Annotated in this window: 15 protein-coding genes and 1 pseudogene; 7 read left to right on the top strand and 9 right to left on the bottom strand. The window is 55.8% G+C overall.

Translation table 11 applies throughout. The features are described from left to right. Nucleotides 1–309: 309 nt before the first annotated feature. Nucleotides 310–942, bottom strand: a complete 633-nt coding sequence (locus tag FXN65_RS17700) for a hypothetical protein (protein ID WP_151134826.1) — start codon at nt 940–942, stop codon at nt 310–312. 362 nt (nt 943–1,304) lie between these two features. Between FXN65_RS17700 and FXN65_RS17695 the strand changes: the two genes are divergently transcribed. The 3 genes from FXN65_RS17695 (at nt 1,305) to FXN65_RS17685 (ending at nt 3,393) form a co-directional block, all read left to right on the top strand. After that, nucleotides 1,305–2,312 carry a hypothetical protein gene (locus FXN65_RS17695; RefSeq protein ID WP_151134824.1) on the top strand — a complete coding sequence of 336 codons (1,008 nt, stop codon included), beginning with the start codon at nt 1,305–1,307 and terminating at the stop codon, nt 2,310–2,312. A gap of 174 nt (nt 2,313–2,486) precedes the next feature. Then, the gene (locus FXN65_RS17690) at nt 2,487–3,164 is read left to right on the top strand and encodes an inovirus Gp2 family protein (protein WP_151134822.1); all 678 of its coding nucleotides are present in this window, start codon (nt 2,487–2,489) and stop codon (nt 3,162–3,164) included. A gap of 34 nt (nt 3,165–3,198) precedes the next feature. Further along, complete coding sequence (locus FXN65_RS17685; RefSeq protein WP_151134820.1) at nt 3,199–3,393, top strand: AlpA family transcriptional regulator; 195 nt, start codon at nt 3,199–3,201, stop codon at nt 3,391–3,393. A 207-nt stretch (nt 3,394–3,600) separates the two neighbouring features. Here FXN65_RS17685 and radC read toward each other — a convergent pair whose 3' ends face one another. The 3 genes from radC to FXN65_RS17670 form a co-directional block, all read right to left on the bottom strand. Continuing rightward, entirely contained in the window at nt 3,601–4,095 is a 495-nt protein-coding gene (gene radC / locus FXN65_RS17680; protein ID WP_124984803.1) for a RadC family protein, read from the bottom strand. 124 nt (nt 4,096–4,219) lie between these two features. Then, nucleotides 4,220–4,693, bottom strand: coding sequence for a hypothetical protein (locus FXN65_RS17675; protein WP_151134818.1), 474 nt, complete (start codon nt 4,691–4,693; stop codon nt 4,220–4,222). A gap of 2 nt (nt 4,694–4,695) precedes the next feature. Next, nucleotides 4,696–5,709, bottom strand: coding sequence for a GumC domain-containing protein (locus FXN65_RS17670; protein ID WP_151134816.1), 1,014 nt, complete (start codon nt 5,707–5,709; stop codon nt 4,696–4,698). A 175-nt stretch (nt 5,710–5,884) separates the two neighbouring features. Here FXN65_RS17670 and FXN65_RS17665 point away from each other — a divergent pair, with 175 nt between their 5' ends. Beyond that, nucleotides 5,885–6,232 carry a helix-turn-helix domain-containing protein gene (locus tag FXN65_RS17665; RefSeq protein WP_151134814.1) on the top strand — a complete coding sequence of 116 codons (348 nt, stop codon included), beginning with the start codon at nt 5,885–5,887 and terminating at the stop codon, nt 6,230–6,232. 346 nt (nt 6,233–6,578) lie between these two features. On the opposite strand, the gene FXN65_RS17660 is transcribed toward FXN65_RS17665, so the two are convergent. The 5 genes and pseudogenes from FXN65_RS17660 to FXN65_RS28300 all read right to left on the bottom strand — a co-directional run. Continuing rightward, nucleotides 6,579–7,472, bottom strand: coding sequence for a recombination directionality factor (locus FXN65_RS17660; RefSeq protein WP_151134812.1), 894 nt, complete (start codon nt 7,470–7,472; stop codon nt 6,579–6,581). Nucleotides 7,473–7,565: 93 nt separating this feature from the next. After that, on the bottom strand, nt 7,566–8,570 hold the full coding sequence (locus tag FXN65_RS17655; protein WP_151134810.1) for a YqaJ viral recombinase family nuclease: 1,005 nt from the start codon (nt 8,568–8,570) through the stop codon (nt 7,566–7,568). Between the two features lie 74 nt (nt 8,571–8,644). Beyond that, nucleotides 8,645–9,613 carry a DUF932 domain-containing protein gene (locus tag FXN65_RS17650; protein ID WP_151134808.1) on the bottom strand — a complete coding sequence of 323 codons (969 nt, stop codon included), beginning with the start codon at nt 9,611–9,613 and terminating at the stop codon, nt 8,645–8,647. A gap of 122 nt (nt 9,614–9,735) precedes the next feature. Beyond that, nucleotides 9,736–10,068 (bottom strand): hypothetical protein, encoded by a 333-nt coding sequence (locus FXN65_RS17645; RefSeq protein WP_151134806.1) that lies wholly within the window; start codon nt 10,066–10,068, stop codon nt 9,736–9,738. A 190-nt stretch (nt 10,069–10,258) separates the two neighbouring features. Next, a pseudogene (locus FXN65_RS28300) lies at nt 10,259–10,576 on the bottom strand (WYL domain-containing protein); the annotation flags it as partial. A 265-nt stretch (nt 10,577–10,841) separates the two neighbouring features. Between FXN65_RS28300 and FXN65_RS17635 the strand changes: the two are divergent. From FXN65_RS17635 to FXN65_RS17625, 3 genes are all read left to right on the top strand, one after another. After that, nucleotides 10,842–11,099: a hypothetical protein gene (locus FXN65_RS17635; RefSeq protein ID WP_151134804.1), complete on the top strand. Its 258-nt coding sequence runs from the start codon at nt 10,842–10,844 to the stop codon at nt 11,097–11,099. 270 nt (nt 11,100–11,369) lie between these two features. After that, complete coding sequence (locus FXN65_RS17630) at nt 11,370–13,049, top strand: hypothetical protein (protein WP_151134802.1); 1,680 nt, start codon at nt 11,370–11,372, stop codon at nt 13,047–13,049. Beyond that, on the top strand, nt 13,046–14,533 hold the full coding sequence (locus FXN65_RS17625; protein WP_151134800.1) for a hypothetical protein: 1,488 nt from the start codon (nt 13,046–13,048) through the stop codon (nt 14,531–14,533). The genes FXN65_RS17630 and FXN65_RS17625 overlap by 4 nt, the downstream gene beginning before the upstream one ends. Nucleotides 14,534–14,681: the final 148 nt, after the last annotated feature.

The raw sequence follows: 14,681 nt of genomic DNA, 5'->3' as shown, positions 1-14,681 counted from the left end.
GGTCATACAGTTCATATCAAACGTTATGCACTGCAGCGAGTACTTCATGGAACGCGATGTCTCCCCCGATATGAGTAGCAACTGGCTTTGGGGCCGGAGCCATGTGATGGATTTTTAATCCGAATGAATTGACTTTGATTTCTGAAAAAGAAATGACTGCTTCCGCTGCCGAAAGCGGCCACCGACGAGCGACTGCTTTAGCTAAATTCGAGCGCTCGAAGGTTTCTGCGAAATTAGGGGGGGATTCGAATAGCAGCATGGTGCAGGCGGGACTTATGTGCTCGACGCTAATTGCTGGGCTGTCCGTATTTATTCCATCTGATTTTTGTCGCTAGGAATATCATAAGTCTCAAAGCTTGATGGTTGTAGAATTTTGTTTAAGTGCTCTGTAATGCTCAAGTCTAATGATATTCCTTTGTTTAGTATCTTTTCCGCCAAGGTGAGAGCTATAAGCCTAAGCGTGGCTATCTGGTTTTCTTGTTCTTCTATTTTTACTTCCAGTTTAGAGAGCTCTGATCGGTGGGCTGCAATCTTCTCGAGAGTGGTGCTGAAATTATGTAGCTCACGTGAAATGCCGATATGTTTTTTAGATTGTCTGCTTTTGAGCTTTTCTTCAAAAAAAATTTTGTAGTGCTTTTTTGCTTCGTAGTTAATATTGATTATTTCTTCAATGGTTTCAGTTAGGCCACGCTTCCCTTGTATTTTTTTAAGCGTACTAAAGGTTGCTGGTGAAATGTCGCAGCTGAGGGATTTCCTTGTCGATCTATGAGTGTATGAATTCCAGCGCTGCTTTATTTTCTTGAGTTCATCCTCTGTTCTATGATTCAGATATGTCAGAAAAGCATATTCATCGCATGCCCAGGGAATAGTCGTGCTTTTCAACCAGTCTTGGATTCGAGGGTCTTTGTGGAACCAGTCGCTTCGAGATTGCTTTTTTTTCATGCGATCACATGTGATTTTATTAGATATCACGCGTGATATTACATGGTTTTTATTCCGAGGTGTATGGGGTGGGAAACGAGGATAAAGTATCTCTGATGTACATAGCGTGTCGTGCCTTCGCTTGCAGAAAGGCGCTTTCGCTTAGGTCGCGCGTCCTTCTTTTCAGACTGGTTGAGTTATATGGTCTAGGGGTGTCGTATCAGGCCGGGGTAGGCGGAGTACAGCGTCTTGCCAACGGCACTGGCTTTAGCAAGGGCGCGTTGAGTCGAAGCTTAAAGGCCCTGGTTGATCAGGGTGTACTCATAGAGGGGCGGGAGCTAACCAGCGGGAGGCCTAGAACAATCTACAGCCTTGCACCGGCCTTGAAAGAAGTAGTGCTCTCACCGTCACCGAGAGATTTTCACGCGCCTTGGCTGATTCGCTTGCTGGGTTCAGATGATCCTGTGTTTAGCGATCTTTCGATATCAGAAAGAGCTCTCTTGGCGATCCTGTGGGGTTTGCTCCCGTGCCCGGGTTTGTGCGTGCTTGATGGCTGGAGTGTTTCACGTTTAGCAAGGTTGGCCAGTGTCGATCCTTCTACTTTTTATGAGATCGTTCGTAGGCTCGAGCAAAAGAAGATGCTCGTAGTGTCTGGTGCAGCGTTTGCTTCTCGCGGGGCAAAGGACAAGACCAAGACTTACTTTCTGTTGGGGCCTGCAGTGCTGTCGTGTTGGCCTAGAGCCTATACATGGCAGGTTGATTTGACGGGGGTGTTGGGGTGGTTTGCAGGAAGGGAGGATCAGTTCAGCGCCAGGGAGCTGATGCGGCTTGTTAATAGTCGAGCGTTGAAAGTGAGTGAAATCGAGGTCGGTGTCAGGGCTGAGTTGCTTGAGCTATTAAATGATTCGGCCAGTCGTAACTTTGTTTTCCATCAGTGCTGCGCTGCTATCTCACATGCGTTCTCCGGTGGTGGAAGTGATTTTTTGAATGCAAACATTCTTTATCCTAGAGTGCAGTCGGCGTTGTTAAGGCTATTACGAATGCCGGTGCAAGGTCATGGCTCGTACCACAGAGCCATTGAGGATATGGATTTACGTGGTCTTGATGCCAGGTCTCACGTGTTACATGTTCTTGCGGAGGAAATTTCAATTGTCATGGTTGGCGATCTAAAGAAACTACTTTCCTTTGTTCCTCGTTCTAAGGAGCTTGGGCGAGGGAGTCGGAATATGGTTTGCTACCTCGTGGGTGAGGGTGAGGCATGCAAGATGCGCCTTGACCTTGTCACTGATGACAGCGATGCAGGGGATAAGTTCGGAGCGCATTTGATGGCCCGACACCAACAAGGTCTGCTTGATTTACCTGATCAACTGCGGCTAAAGACTGATCGTTGAGCACTGTTATTGTGTTGGTTAGTTAATATTATTATTAGATGCTAGGTCGTTTAGTCTTAGTGTTAGTCTAGGTGTGTCCTGTGTGTCCTGTGTGTAGTGAGTGCTGTTAGGCGTGAGTGTGTGAATGTTTACCGATCAGGGTAGTTCCTATGAAAATCATCATAGGAACTACCCATGTACTATCAACCACCACTTGGCTCGACGCAATGGCAAGGGCTTTCTGTCCAATTGCTACCCCATGAAATTAAGTTTGACTATCTGATGAGCATCCACTCCTTGCTCTCAGATATTGTGATGATCCACCCACGGTGGACAGTGATTCGGTTAGATCTTCATGTGCCCGAGGGATGTGTTATGCCCCAGCGGGCAATAACCGACTTCATCGAATCCCTCAAAAGCCAGCTTGCTCATGCTCAGTCTATCAAGACTGCAGCAGGGAAGAGAGCGTACAACCCGATGCTCCGCTATGTCTGGGTGCGCGAGTGGGAGAGTTCTAGAAGTCCGCATTATCACCTGGCGCTAATGCTTAGCCGTGATGCTTATTTTTCCCTGGGTGATTATACGAATTTACAGTCAGATGATTGCAGTTATGACCAAATGCTTGCTGGTCGCATCTTCAAAGCCTGGGGGGTGGCACTGGGTCTGGATTGGACGATCGCCATGAAGGGTGTTCTATTCGCGCCCCAACCTGTATCGCCTCTACAGGTCCAGCATAAGGACTTCGAGAAACAGTTTCGTGCGGTCTTCTATCGCCTGAGCTATTTCGCCAAAAAGAAGAGCAAGGTGTATGGGGACGGGCAGCGTAACTTTGGCATGAGCCAGCTTAGCCGTCTTCAAACCGCACAGCCCTGAGCCATCTCATGGACTAACTATCGGAGTGCCGACCATGAGGCTGATTCGACTGAAAGAAGTGATGCGACTGACCGGTCTTGGCCGTTCTACTGTCTACAAGGTCATGAAGGAGGGGAGCTTCCCAAGCTCGGTTGCATTGGGAGGCAAGGCTGTAGCGTGGGTTGAGTCCGAGGTGCAGGAATGGATTCTGGCTCGGCTTCGGGAGCGAGATGGCCAGGCATCTCTGTAACCCTACGATGCAATCGCAGATGGGGTTGTCATCGCGCCCGTCTGCAGGTGTAGAAGGCTCCTTGACCTTGACCTTGACCTTGGCCTTGGCCTTGGTAAAAAAATATCGGGCATGGATCGACGTGGGCAGCTGCTACGCTGCCCACGCTGGATCTATCCGGTGATGATCAATCTCGATGTGTGTCTTCAAGGAAGACCCGTCGCAGTTTCACAGGTATCCCTGTTCGGCGAGCGATACGCAGCCTTCAGCACCCACAACAATGTGGTCGAGCGTGCGTACGCCCACCATCTCTAGAGCCTGTTTGAGTCTACTGGTCAGCACACGGTCTGCCTGGCTGGGTTCAGGATCGCCGGAAGGGTGGTTATGCACCATCACCATTGCTGCAGCGTTGTGCTCCAGCGCAACCTTGACGACCTCCCGTGGGTAGACGCTGGCACCATCCAGGGTGCCGCGGAACAGCTCCTCGAATCGAATGACACGGTGTTTGCAGTCCAGCAGTAGCAGTGCAAATACCTCGTGTTCATAGCCCTGCAGCAGGATCTGCAGATAGCTAAAGACTTCCTTGGGTTGATGCAAGGCCTGGCCTTTACGCAGCCGCTTGCTGGCTAGGCGTTGTGCCATCTGCACGATATCGGCTTCGGTCACAGGTGCATCGGCGATATAGGTGCCAGCGGACTCGCCGGCTTTAAACTTGGCAGTCATAGGACCTCCATACGGCTGTGTTTGCACACAGGGGCATAAAAAAACCGCCAGACCATCGACTGATCTGGCGGTTTGAGGGGGGGACGCTGAACCGGTATTTCTGGTCAGCTATGTCAGTAGGTCATCAGGGCAAGCGGCCTTCACTGCACCATTGCTGCCATTCGGTGATCTGGTCGTGGATGATCGCGACTTCGTCTCCTTCTTCTTGTCGATAGGCATCGATCCAGGCATCCAAGCACGCTTCGGCATCCACTTCGGTTGGTGCTGGGTCTTCTTTCAATCGACCCAGCTGAAGCAGCCGGCCCTGGAATTGATATTCAACGCAAGCGTAATTCTGGCAGCTGGCTTGGACTCTCTGCTCCCAGGCTTGCTGCTCCTGCAGGACGTTCTGCTTGGTTGCCTCGCTGTAGTTCGGGCTGCTCATGATTTTGTTGAGGCCTTTGTCGACAGCTCTCTTGAGCGCCGTCAGAGATTGTCGATAGCAGGTCTCAACCTCATGGGCGGATCGTCTGGAGTCGCAATAGGTATTGGCCTGCGCGTTGATCGATGACGCCAGTAGCAATACAGGGATGAGTGTTGTCAGGAGCTTCATGAGCATGCCTACATCAGTGGCGCTTTTTGGCGCAGATCTGAATAGGTTTCCGCGCTATTGCGGTAGACGTCCTGTAGGCTCCCGAGCCGATTGATATGGCCGAACGTATTGACCTGCCCGTCGCTGTAGGTGCCTTCCAGTCCCGACCAAACGAGCTCGATCTCTTCTCCCTTTACGACCCACTGAAAGACCTCGGCCACTGACTCTATGGTGGCGGCATCGTCAAATTGCTTCAGCTTGGCAGCGTGCTGGGCATCCAGCTCTTCAAGCTTTGTGGCAACGGAGTTTTGCAGGTTTTCATAAAGCTCTTTTGCCCGATCCAGGCGCTGCTGAGCATAAGCCACAGATTCTTGCCCTCGAGCGTTCTGGACTTCGCTCAGGCGAGCGCGTTCTTCGTCAATATCGGCTTGCACCTTGGCGCGTGCGGCCTCCATGGTCTGAAGCAGCTCCCGTTCGTTCTGCTTGTGCGCGGCGAATTGAGGGGAGGCTGGGTCACGCACGTAGCTGAGGAAGTAGCGCTGCGCGGCTTCAGCAACCTCTGGGCTGCCGGTGTAGTTCTGAAGCGATCGTGAAGGGGGATTTTCGGTGAGCAAGGCCTCCTGGGCCAGCAGCTCATTGAGCTGGTCGCTGTCCAAGGAGACACTGCTGGTGGGACGTGGTTTATTCAGCGCGTTTTCGGCTGCCTCCACCTCCATGCGTGCCGGTTCCAAGTGGACTTGAGCAGCACGTCTTTCCATATCGAAGCCGCTGAGTAAGTTCTCCCGGGTGCGTTGTTTTTCCCGTTCGTAGTACGACTCGATGCCGGTGATATGGCATTTGTACTGGACGAGCTCTCTGTTTCTATCATCGGTGATGACGTTCCAATCGACGCTGTCGCAAATGCTTCGATTACTGAATGCTTGGTCGACGGTGTATTGATCGTTGATTTTCATTCGACCATTCTTGACGGTATCGATGGCGTCGTTGCATCCGACCAGAGCCAGGGGCAGAAATGGCACGAGAATGATCTTTCGCAGGCTCATGTGATCCTCGAATGGTCTGAAAATGAAAGGGGGGATTGAAGCGGGCTGCATCCTGCAGAGGTGATTCCCTAGCTGTTTAAGTCGTGTGTAGGCATTAGAGGTTGAGATTCAACTCTTTAGGTCCTTCATGTCAATAAGTGGTTCGCCAACCATCCAGGGCGAGATGGGAGGCGACATGTCCGAGATTGATCAGAGGCACTTGGCTGAAGCAGTAGGTCGAGCGATTGCCAAGCAGCGTGTCCGCGCGTGTATGACGCAAGAGGACGTTGCCGAGCGGCTTGGTATTGGCAGCGAGGCGGTTTCCCGTATCGAGCGGGGTATCGTCATCCCCAACATTTCTCGCTTGCTGGAGTTTGCTGCCATTTTCGAGTGCGAGGCCGCGGACTTGCTGACAGAAGCAAGTCCGCGAGCCGATGACCAGGCCCAGCGAATCAGCCGCCTGCTGGCTACGGTCGCACCTGCGGATCGCCAGCTGATCCTTGGGATGGTCGAGCAGTTGGCGGATCGCCTGGCTGGGGCGTGACGGTATCGCTGAGGTGCTGGTCGAAACGTGCACCGCAGCGCAGGCAAAGGCAGTCGAATTCTCCGAAGTGATAACGCTGAACGTCCTGGGCGAACTCCCAGCTTTGGGCACACCCAGAGGTAGCGCTTTCTACGGCACTTGTAACCAGCTCCAGCCCGGCCTGAAAGGTTTCGCCGGTACTGCGGTTTCCGTGTCCACTGCGCTGGTCTCGCGTCTGCGAAAAGCCGTCCAAGAAGCCGCCTAAGGTTCCCAACAGAAGCGAGAATGCTTGGGCCTGAGCCTTGGTGATGACCAGGGTCGATTCGCAGATCAGGCATCGTGTTTCCATGGTGAGTCTCCTGATGGGTTAGGGCCTCGATTCGCTGCTGAGCGATTCCAGCTTGGCGGCCAGGGTTATGCGCTGTGAGGATGAGGGCTCGCTGATGGCGGGCGCTGGCTCGGTGAGCGGGAAGAACTCATCGACAATGGCGCCGCTGTCCTCCTCGTTGTCTTCAAAGGTGCCATTGCCTAACCCTTGTTGCGCTGCACTATCCAGCGCGCGCTGATCGAAGCCAGCTGATTGCCGTGCCTCATCCAATTGCTTGGCGGCCAGCAGGTTCTCCTCCACGCTCATACCGCTACGCAGCGTGATGTCCACGTAGAAAATTGGCGTGCCATGGCTTTGCCGGGTGGACTTGCCGCGCAGACGCAGCTCCAACGCCAAGCAGGCCAGACGGTTGCCTGAAATGGCCTGGAAGTATTTCAAGCGTGCCGCGAGGGTACGAATGCTGTTGAAACCAGTGGTACGGAAGACAAAGCTGCCCAGCGGATCATCATCGCCAATGACGACATTCAGTCGGCCATACGGCTTGCAGGCGCCACCTTTGGCGAGTTGGCAGGCATCGGGGGAGGGGCACGGCAGTGACTGGATTCCATCCTGGCCAATGCGCTTGCAGGTTTCACCATTACCCACACAAACCGGTCGCCCGGTTTGCCGATCGAAAAGGGTGTAGTCGGCGCGGAAATTAAGCTCGGGTTCGTTGAACATCAGGCGAATCGGGATACTGCGCAGCTTGTCTTCTTTACCCTGGCGCAGCTGGTCGTTGAGCGGGTGCAGTAGCCAGCCATCCTTGCTTTGCACCTGTGAGGTGATGGTGAACTGATCATCCTTTTCCGGCAGACGCTTGCCGTTCTTCTCAACAACTTTGCCGATGGAGATGCGCCCAATCACCGGGGGTGTCAGAGCTAGACCTTTCAACATGGTGGTTCTCCTGGAAACGAAAAAAGGCCAGCCATGCAGCGTGAACTGCACGGACTGGCCAAGGGGGGAGGGAACAGATGGAAGCGGTTGGATTCAGCCGACCAAGAAGCGCCGCGCACCGGGTTTCAGCAGCGGGTACTTGGCCTGCAGGTACGGCTTGTCTTTGAGCAACTGGACGACGTCCAAGCCGATGCTGTCCTTGGCCTTGCGCCAGCTGACATAGCCGCTGGCGAACTCAGCCCGGCAGGCATCGCCCATGGCTTGCTGCAACATCTGCTTGAGCTCGGCCTCGCGCTTCTCCTTGTCGGCAATCGACTGTCGAACGGCTTTGAGCTCGATGAAGGCGGCGGTCAGTCCGGCATTGCGGCTGAAATCGACGACCTGGCCGTTGTCCTCTGGATAGAGGCAACGCAGGGCCGCTTCAGCAGATGCGGTGCCATCGGCCGGCGGAGGCGTCTCGGTCTCCACGTACTGCCAGAACTTGCGCTCCAGCTCGATCAGGCGAGCGATCATCTGCTCATCCCGCTCGATGCGGTGGATCTCCAGCGCCTGGCCGCCGAGTAACACCGCCACGTCGGCCGTCTGTTTGCCGGTAACCGCCAACTGGTGCATGACCTGCAACTGCACATACTCGGGCACGCCTTCTTTCCAGAGGCGTGCCCCGTTTATGCCGGCGGTCTTGCATTCGAGTATCTGCACGTCGTCGGCCCCGATTACCTCGCGGTCGATATTGGCCAGCATCCAGGGCAGCTCTGGATTGGGATGCTGCAGTACGGCGTTGATGCGTCGTACGCGGTTCTTGGTGCGCTTGCTGTAGTGCCAGGCCACGATGGGTTCCAGGACATTGCCCCAGTACATCGGGCTTTCCTCATCGTGGGGATCAGCCTTCGGCAAGCGAGCATCGCGTCCGGTCTTCTCCAACCACAGTTCCAGCTGCGATTTGTAGGGATTCAGGGCGACCGCAGCGGCGGCATCCGAACTGCCGATACCTTGCTTGCGGATCTGCAGCCAATCCTCGCGTGGCAGCTCCTTGGTGCTGACCAGGCGCAGGGCAGGGCGTTTCTTGCGGGTGCTGCTGTTCAATGACGTTGCTTTCATCGTATTCACCTGCAGACATAAATACGCCCGGTCAGCACAAGGCTGACCGGGCGCGAGAGTGTTGTGAGTAAGGGTTAAGCGGCGAGCTGCAGCGCGGCATCCAGAGCGCGTTGTTTGATCTGAGCGCCCTGCCCGAACCAGGCAGAGTCCATGCGGTACTCGTTGCTGCGCGCACGGCGCTCGTGATCGACGTACTCGGTGACGGCGTTAAGCAGGCCCCAGGCGGTACCGCGTGCCGAGTCCAGCTGACTACCGCGGCCGCGGCCTTCGTATAGCTCCTGGACTTTGCGCAACGCGCGTTCGTTGGGCAGTTGCTCCGGCAGAGCGCCGGTCGGGCTGGTTTCGCACATCACATTCATGAAGAAGCCCAGCGCCTCATGCCACTGCACCTTGCGCTCGGCCAGTGCGCGCATGCGGTACATAAAGTCATCCCATTGCGAGACGGCGATACCGAGCTGCTTTTTCACCGCGTGCGAATCAAAGCGTGTGTTGTGCGGCACCTTGATCGCGCGACTGGTACCGTCCAGGGCGATAGTCAGGGTGTTGTTGCACACTACGCGCACGGTAGTGGGGGTTGCGGTAGTGGCCAGCGTGCCGTCGCAGGAGGTGGCCAACAGCAGGTAGCCATTGACCTGGTCGTTGCCTTTCACGGCTACGCCTTGCCCGGTACGCGCCAGCGCCCAGAGTTTGCGGCCGCCCTTGAGCACACCAGCCGTTTCCAGCTCATAGCCCGAGACCTCAGTGAGATCCCGGTAGAACTCCAGCACCTCGCGTGGCTGCACGGTGTGGTAACGCTGGGAGACGACCGACAGCGGAGTCTTGGTATCGGAACGATAGAGCACCTTCTGTTCCGGGAACGAGTGGATGGTGCCCAGATGGCCGATGGCATCCGACTTGAAGTGCACGGGGCTTTCCAGGATTTGCCAGTCCATGCCAGCTTCGCGCTGCCAGACTTCGAGGGGTTGCTTCTGGGTGAGTTGATTACCCAGGCCATGCCAAGGCGTAGCGCCGACATAAGCCATTTGCTCGATTAGGTGAGCCATAAAAATCTCCTTGCTAGGGGAACTGGCGAGCGCCAGTACCCGGCTGAAGTAGCGAGCATCAACGCGCGTGGAAAGTGAGGGTGAGAGGTGCCAAATGGGGGCGTCGCATCGCAGGAGGAGGGCTAGTTTTCAGTGACCGAAAACACGTGGCCGCAGGCCTGGCATTCGAGGTTGTCGAGAACCCTGGCATCGATTTCCTCGCCCATGCGAGCACCGGCAAGGCTGCCAACAGCGCCGCCAGCTAGGCCGCCCAGAATCGCGCCAGCCAAGCCACCGAGTGCAGCGCCAATTGGGCCAGCAACGGCACCCAGAGCCGCGCCACTTTGCGCTCCGGTCACGGCGCTGGCAGCGCCTGTTGCGGCACCGCCTATGGCTCCAACGCTACCGCCCAGCTTGCGGGCAATATTGCGAGTGGTGATGTTCTTAGAGTTACACGCAGGACAGCAGATCGACATCGTTCAAGCTCCTGTTCAAAGGGATAGGGGCTAAAGAGGGCGATACTTGCCCGTCTTCCCTTAGGTAATACAGGTCTGAAGTTTTTTGGAATCCGATCCACTGCCAGGCGGGAGACGGCCGCTCTCCGGGAGCGGGCGGGTATTTCTGGCGTTACGCTATGGGCGCCCCTGACACACCTGACCGACGCCTGGCCCGTACCTGCCAATGCATCCCGGTGCAAGCCAGGGTATGCGGGGCGATCAGGCGGGCGCGGCGCACTCCAAGAGGGTGCAGCAGTTCCGGGCGCACCGTGCGATCCGGCGCCTGTAGCAGCTCGGTATGCGCATAGGCCAATCCCAGGCTCTCGACATGCGGAGCTCGGTCATGGTTTTGGTTCAGCAGGTGCAGGTAGGCACTGGTGCTGTCGTCGATGAACAGCTGTTGGAAGCGGCGGCTCGGTACGTACCCCTTCAAATGCTTGTCATATTCCAGGTTCTTCGGCGCGTGCTCGCTGATATAGGAATTGATGTCCTTTGACGCCTACTGGTGGCTAATGCCGAAGCACTGCATTGGGTGATTGGTAGTCAGGCGGCGTTCCCACCAGGCGACGGTCTTGATCATTCGATAGCGAAGTGCTGGGCTCCAGCGGACAGTCTTGACCGATTGCTCGCGTTTTATGCCACCTCCATCTGCTCGGATTGTTTACCTGTATATGTAGACATTATGGATGTGCAATAAAAGCCTACATATCCTTATTCCATCTTTCTACGGATTCAACAGGGAGATAGATGGCATGGATTTCCTTACATTGGCCTGGTGGCTTGTTGGCGTGGTGTCACTCGTTCTGCTGGTTGCGACGGGGGCCATGGCGATGCTCTGGTTGCGCTGTGATGCACTCAGGGAGCACGGCACATTTCTCCGCCTGCAACTGGATGGGGAACGCGCTCACTCTGCCGAACTACAAGCGGAGGTAATGGAGTTGCAGGCAGCCGTTAGGGCAGAGCTCTTTCATGTCGAGCAGCTCCAGCGCCAGGTTGACCTGCTCAAGTGATGCAGGCCCCGTCAGGCAAAGAGTTTCGAACAAGCAGCAAGGAGTACCTATGAAAAATCTGCTGGCAGCAATCGGGTTAGTGGTGGTGATCAAGAAAGGCTACGAGCTATATCGCGAGTATTCCGAGCTCAAGCGTGCCCATGCGGCCCGGGAGGGATCCGATACTTAACCTGCATCTGCACAAGGCGCAATCGTCTTTGGTGCAAATGGCATTCGGCCATCATGCGGGTTAGCATGTCGCGACTCGCTTAACCTAGAAAAGGACCTTCCATGAGCGCTAGCGCCTATCTTCGCGAAAATCTGGGATCAATCTCTACCAAGAACATTTCCATCGCTCCCGGCATCGACGAAAAAAAGCTGAACAACGCGATCAAGGCTTTCGGATACGCCGGCGTGCCGGCGAACGTCGTGGCGCTATTCGACAACACGCTGTTTGGCACCGGCAAAGACGGTCTGCTATTTACGGGTGAGCAACTAATCTATCGCTCTGGCTTCTCTGACCCCATCCAGTTCCCCTATAAGGCGATCGCCACCGCCAAATACGCCCAACTGCATACCGGGAAGAACCTGGACAAGCTGGAACACTCCCTGATCATCCACAGGACGGACGATAGCCAGCTTGTGATCAAGGATCTGACGGACTGTGACTACGCGGTGCTTGCGTCAGTGCTGCAGGGCGTGATCGACAACTTCAGCGATTTCCAGGACGAAAAGCAACTAATACCCATCGACGAAATGGACGAGTCGGTCAAGGTGGCCTACCTCAAGGTCATCGTGAATATGGCCTATGACAACGACGCCATCATCGACGAGAAGGAGTTTGCAGAGATCCTGCTGCTGATGACTCGTCTGAACCTCAGCCCCGAGTCTCGCTTCAGCGTGCGAGCCTACATGACCGCTTTCGAGCGGGCCGTGCCGATCGAGACCCTGCTGGCGGAAATTGACAGCCATTGCCCACAAGGGCAGATCAGGTCGTTGCACATTTCGCTGACCAAGGACTTGATCAACCTCTACTTCTCTACCGGTGGAAGCTCGCTGACCGAATTCGGCTTCCTACAGAACAACCGTGCGCTCCTGCAGATCACCGATGACGAGATTGATCTCGCCGTGGCAGCTATCCGCAACGACCACAGCATGCTCAAGGAAGACGTCACGGACGATCAGATCGTCAGCTCGTTGAAGCTGCTTTCCGCAAAAGCGGCTGCTGTCGGTACCCCCCTGGCTGCGGTGTATCTCTCAGGCTCGGTGATCGGCATGTCGGCCGCAGGCCTGACGTCGGGCCTGGCAACCCTGGGGATGGGCGGCCTGCTGGGCCTGTCGGGCATGACGACCGGAATCGGCGTTGCCGTGCTGATCGGCGTTGGTGCGTATGCGGGGGTGCGCAAACTGACCGGAGCTGACGAGCTGACGCGCTCGAAACGACGCGAGTTGATGCTGGTCGAGGTCATCAAGCAAACCCAGGCCACCATCTCCCTGCTGATGCAGGACATCAATCACATCACCGAGCGGTTGAACCAGGCCCTGGCAAACCACGGCGAGCAAAGCCAGAAGATCCAGCGCCTCATGGCCATGATGGGACAGATGACCGGCGCTGGGGCCGTGCTCACCAGCAAATCCGAGGCGGCGCAGAGCAGTGCCACCAAACTGCGCTGCGCCCGATTCCTGGACGAGGCCAAGCTGAAGACCCTCACCAAAGAGCCGACCAAAGCGGAGCTGTACGACTTCATCAGAGGTTTCTACGAGGAGCGCTCATTCACCCAGGAGAAGGACGGGCAGCAGGTCGAGACCACCAAGCTGGCAGTCAAATCAGGCGTTTCGGCTAAAGATCTGGATAACCTGGCCCGGGCCTTCGAAGCGGTCGGGTACTTCAACGTTAGCGACGTGCTCGCAGGTGGCGCCGCGGACATGGCCGACAAGGCCAAGGACAAGCTGATCGGGTTCTTCTCATGAGCAAGAAGGAACCGTTGATCGAGCATGCACAAGCAATGCTTGTGCAGAAGCACCAAACGGACGCGGCTCAGGGGCATCTCGGGCTGCTGGATAGTGCCCTGGAGGACATGCAAGCTCTCCAGGCCGAAAACCTTCAGCATCTCGAACTGATGCTGTTCCAGGCGGGAACGCTCGTCGAAGAAAGCCAGGTGATTTTCGACGCGGACGAAGAGGACGCACTGCTCATCGAGAGCAGCCTCCTCGTACAGGAAGAATTCGTGAGTATCCGCGCGCCGCTCCCTGGCCTCGACTTCATCGAGATGGACGGTGGAAGCGATTGGCGCAACTACCTGGATCAAGTGGCCTCGTATGCGCAGCGACATCAGATCGAGATCGGGCAAGACCCTTTCCGCGATCTGATGAGCACTAGTCAACGCATTGCTCTAGAGAAGCGCATCAGGGACGAGTTCTCTTTCAAAGGCGTACAGTGCGACAAATACGACTACATGATCGCAGGTACCTGCGGCTTGATAGGCGGATTGGTCGACGTGCTGTTCGTCGGTCTTCCCGGCCAAGGTTCGCTTACTCAATTCACGGATGACATGACAGATAAGGCGGTGGAGAAGTTCGCTTCCTGGAATGGCTGGAAAGGTCCCCGTGAAGGTAAGAATCCGACAGCTAGTGCGATCGGATTCCTCGAGCGCAAGTACAAGGTCAATTACGACCATCGGCACGGGGGTGACGTCGATGGCCTGTTTGCGATGAGCACGCGCAATCATCACATCAAGAGCCTTGCCCACTCCCCAGATCTGGTTGGGCTGTTCTTCTCGATACTGGATCAGTTCACCAGTACGGCCCATTTTGTCGATGGCGGCCGGCTCATCAGCGTCGACACTGACACCTTTGAACTCAAAGGGTCGAACCTGGTTGCCAAGCTATTCTGCGGCTTCATCAACTGGCTGGGGCACCTGTTCTCGGACGTAGCAGGATCGTCCGGCGCACAGCAGCGTGGATCGGGTATCCCCATTCCGTTCTTCTCACTGCTGCAGTTCATCAACGTCGGCGAGTTCGGACAACACAAGCAAACCTTCGCGAAGGTCGCCGTCCAGGTATTCGAACAGGGCTACGACCTCCGTCATGGGCTGGCGATGGCGATACCGGTGCTGCTCAGCGAACTGCTGACCCGCGTAACCTGGGTCGTGAAGCAGCGCTTCTATCACCAAAAGGATTGGTCAGAGTGCATCCCTTCCGCTTCCAATCCCGAGCTTCGGCGGATGCTGCTGGTGGCCCACGGAACCCTGTGCCTAGTCGATGGTGCCGATGCCGCGATTCGTTCGGGCGGCGACATGATCCAGTTCATGCTGCGCTCCAATCTTATTGCCTGGGTGCGCTTCGGCACGCTGGCGCTCAAGGAACTGAATGCTTGGTACAAGGAAGGGAAGCTCGACGTCTCGGCAGTTGACTCATATCTGGACGGTGAGTGCGAACGACTGTTGGCGAGCTGACGACAAGTTCAGCTGTCGGTGCAGATTGCCCAGCGCATCGAACTGCACACTTGCAAGGTGATTCTCGAGCGCCGTCACTCGTTTGGCGTGTTTTTCTACATCGTGACCGGTCGTTTCGGTAGATCGCCCGCCTTGGCGACCAGGTTCA

The organism is Pseudomonas lalkuanensis, from assembly GCF_008807375.1.
Taxonomy (GTDB): Bacteria; Pseudomonadota; Gammaproteobacteria; order Pseudomonadales; family Pseudomonadaceae; genus Metapseudomonas; species Metapseudomonas lalkuanensis.
The sequence above is the reverse complement of the archived record's forward strand: the minus strand, read 5'-3'. Positions and strand labels throughout refer to the sequence as shown.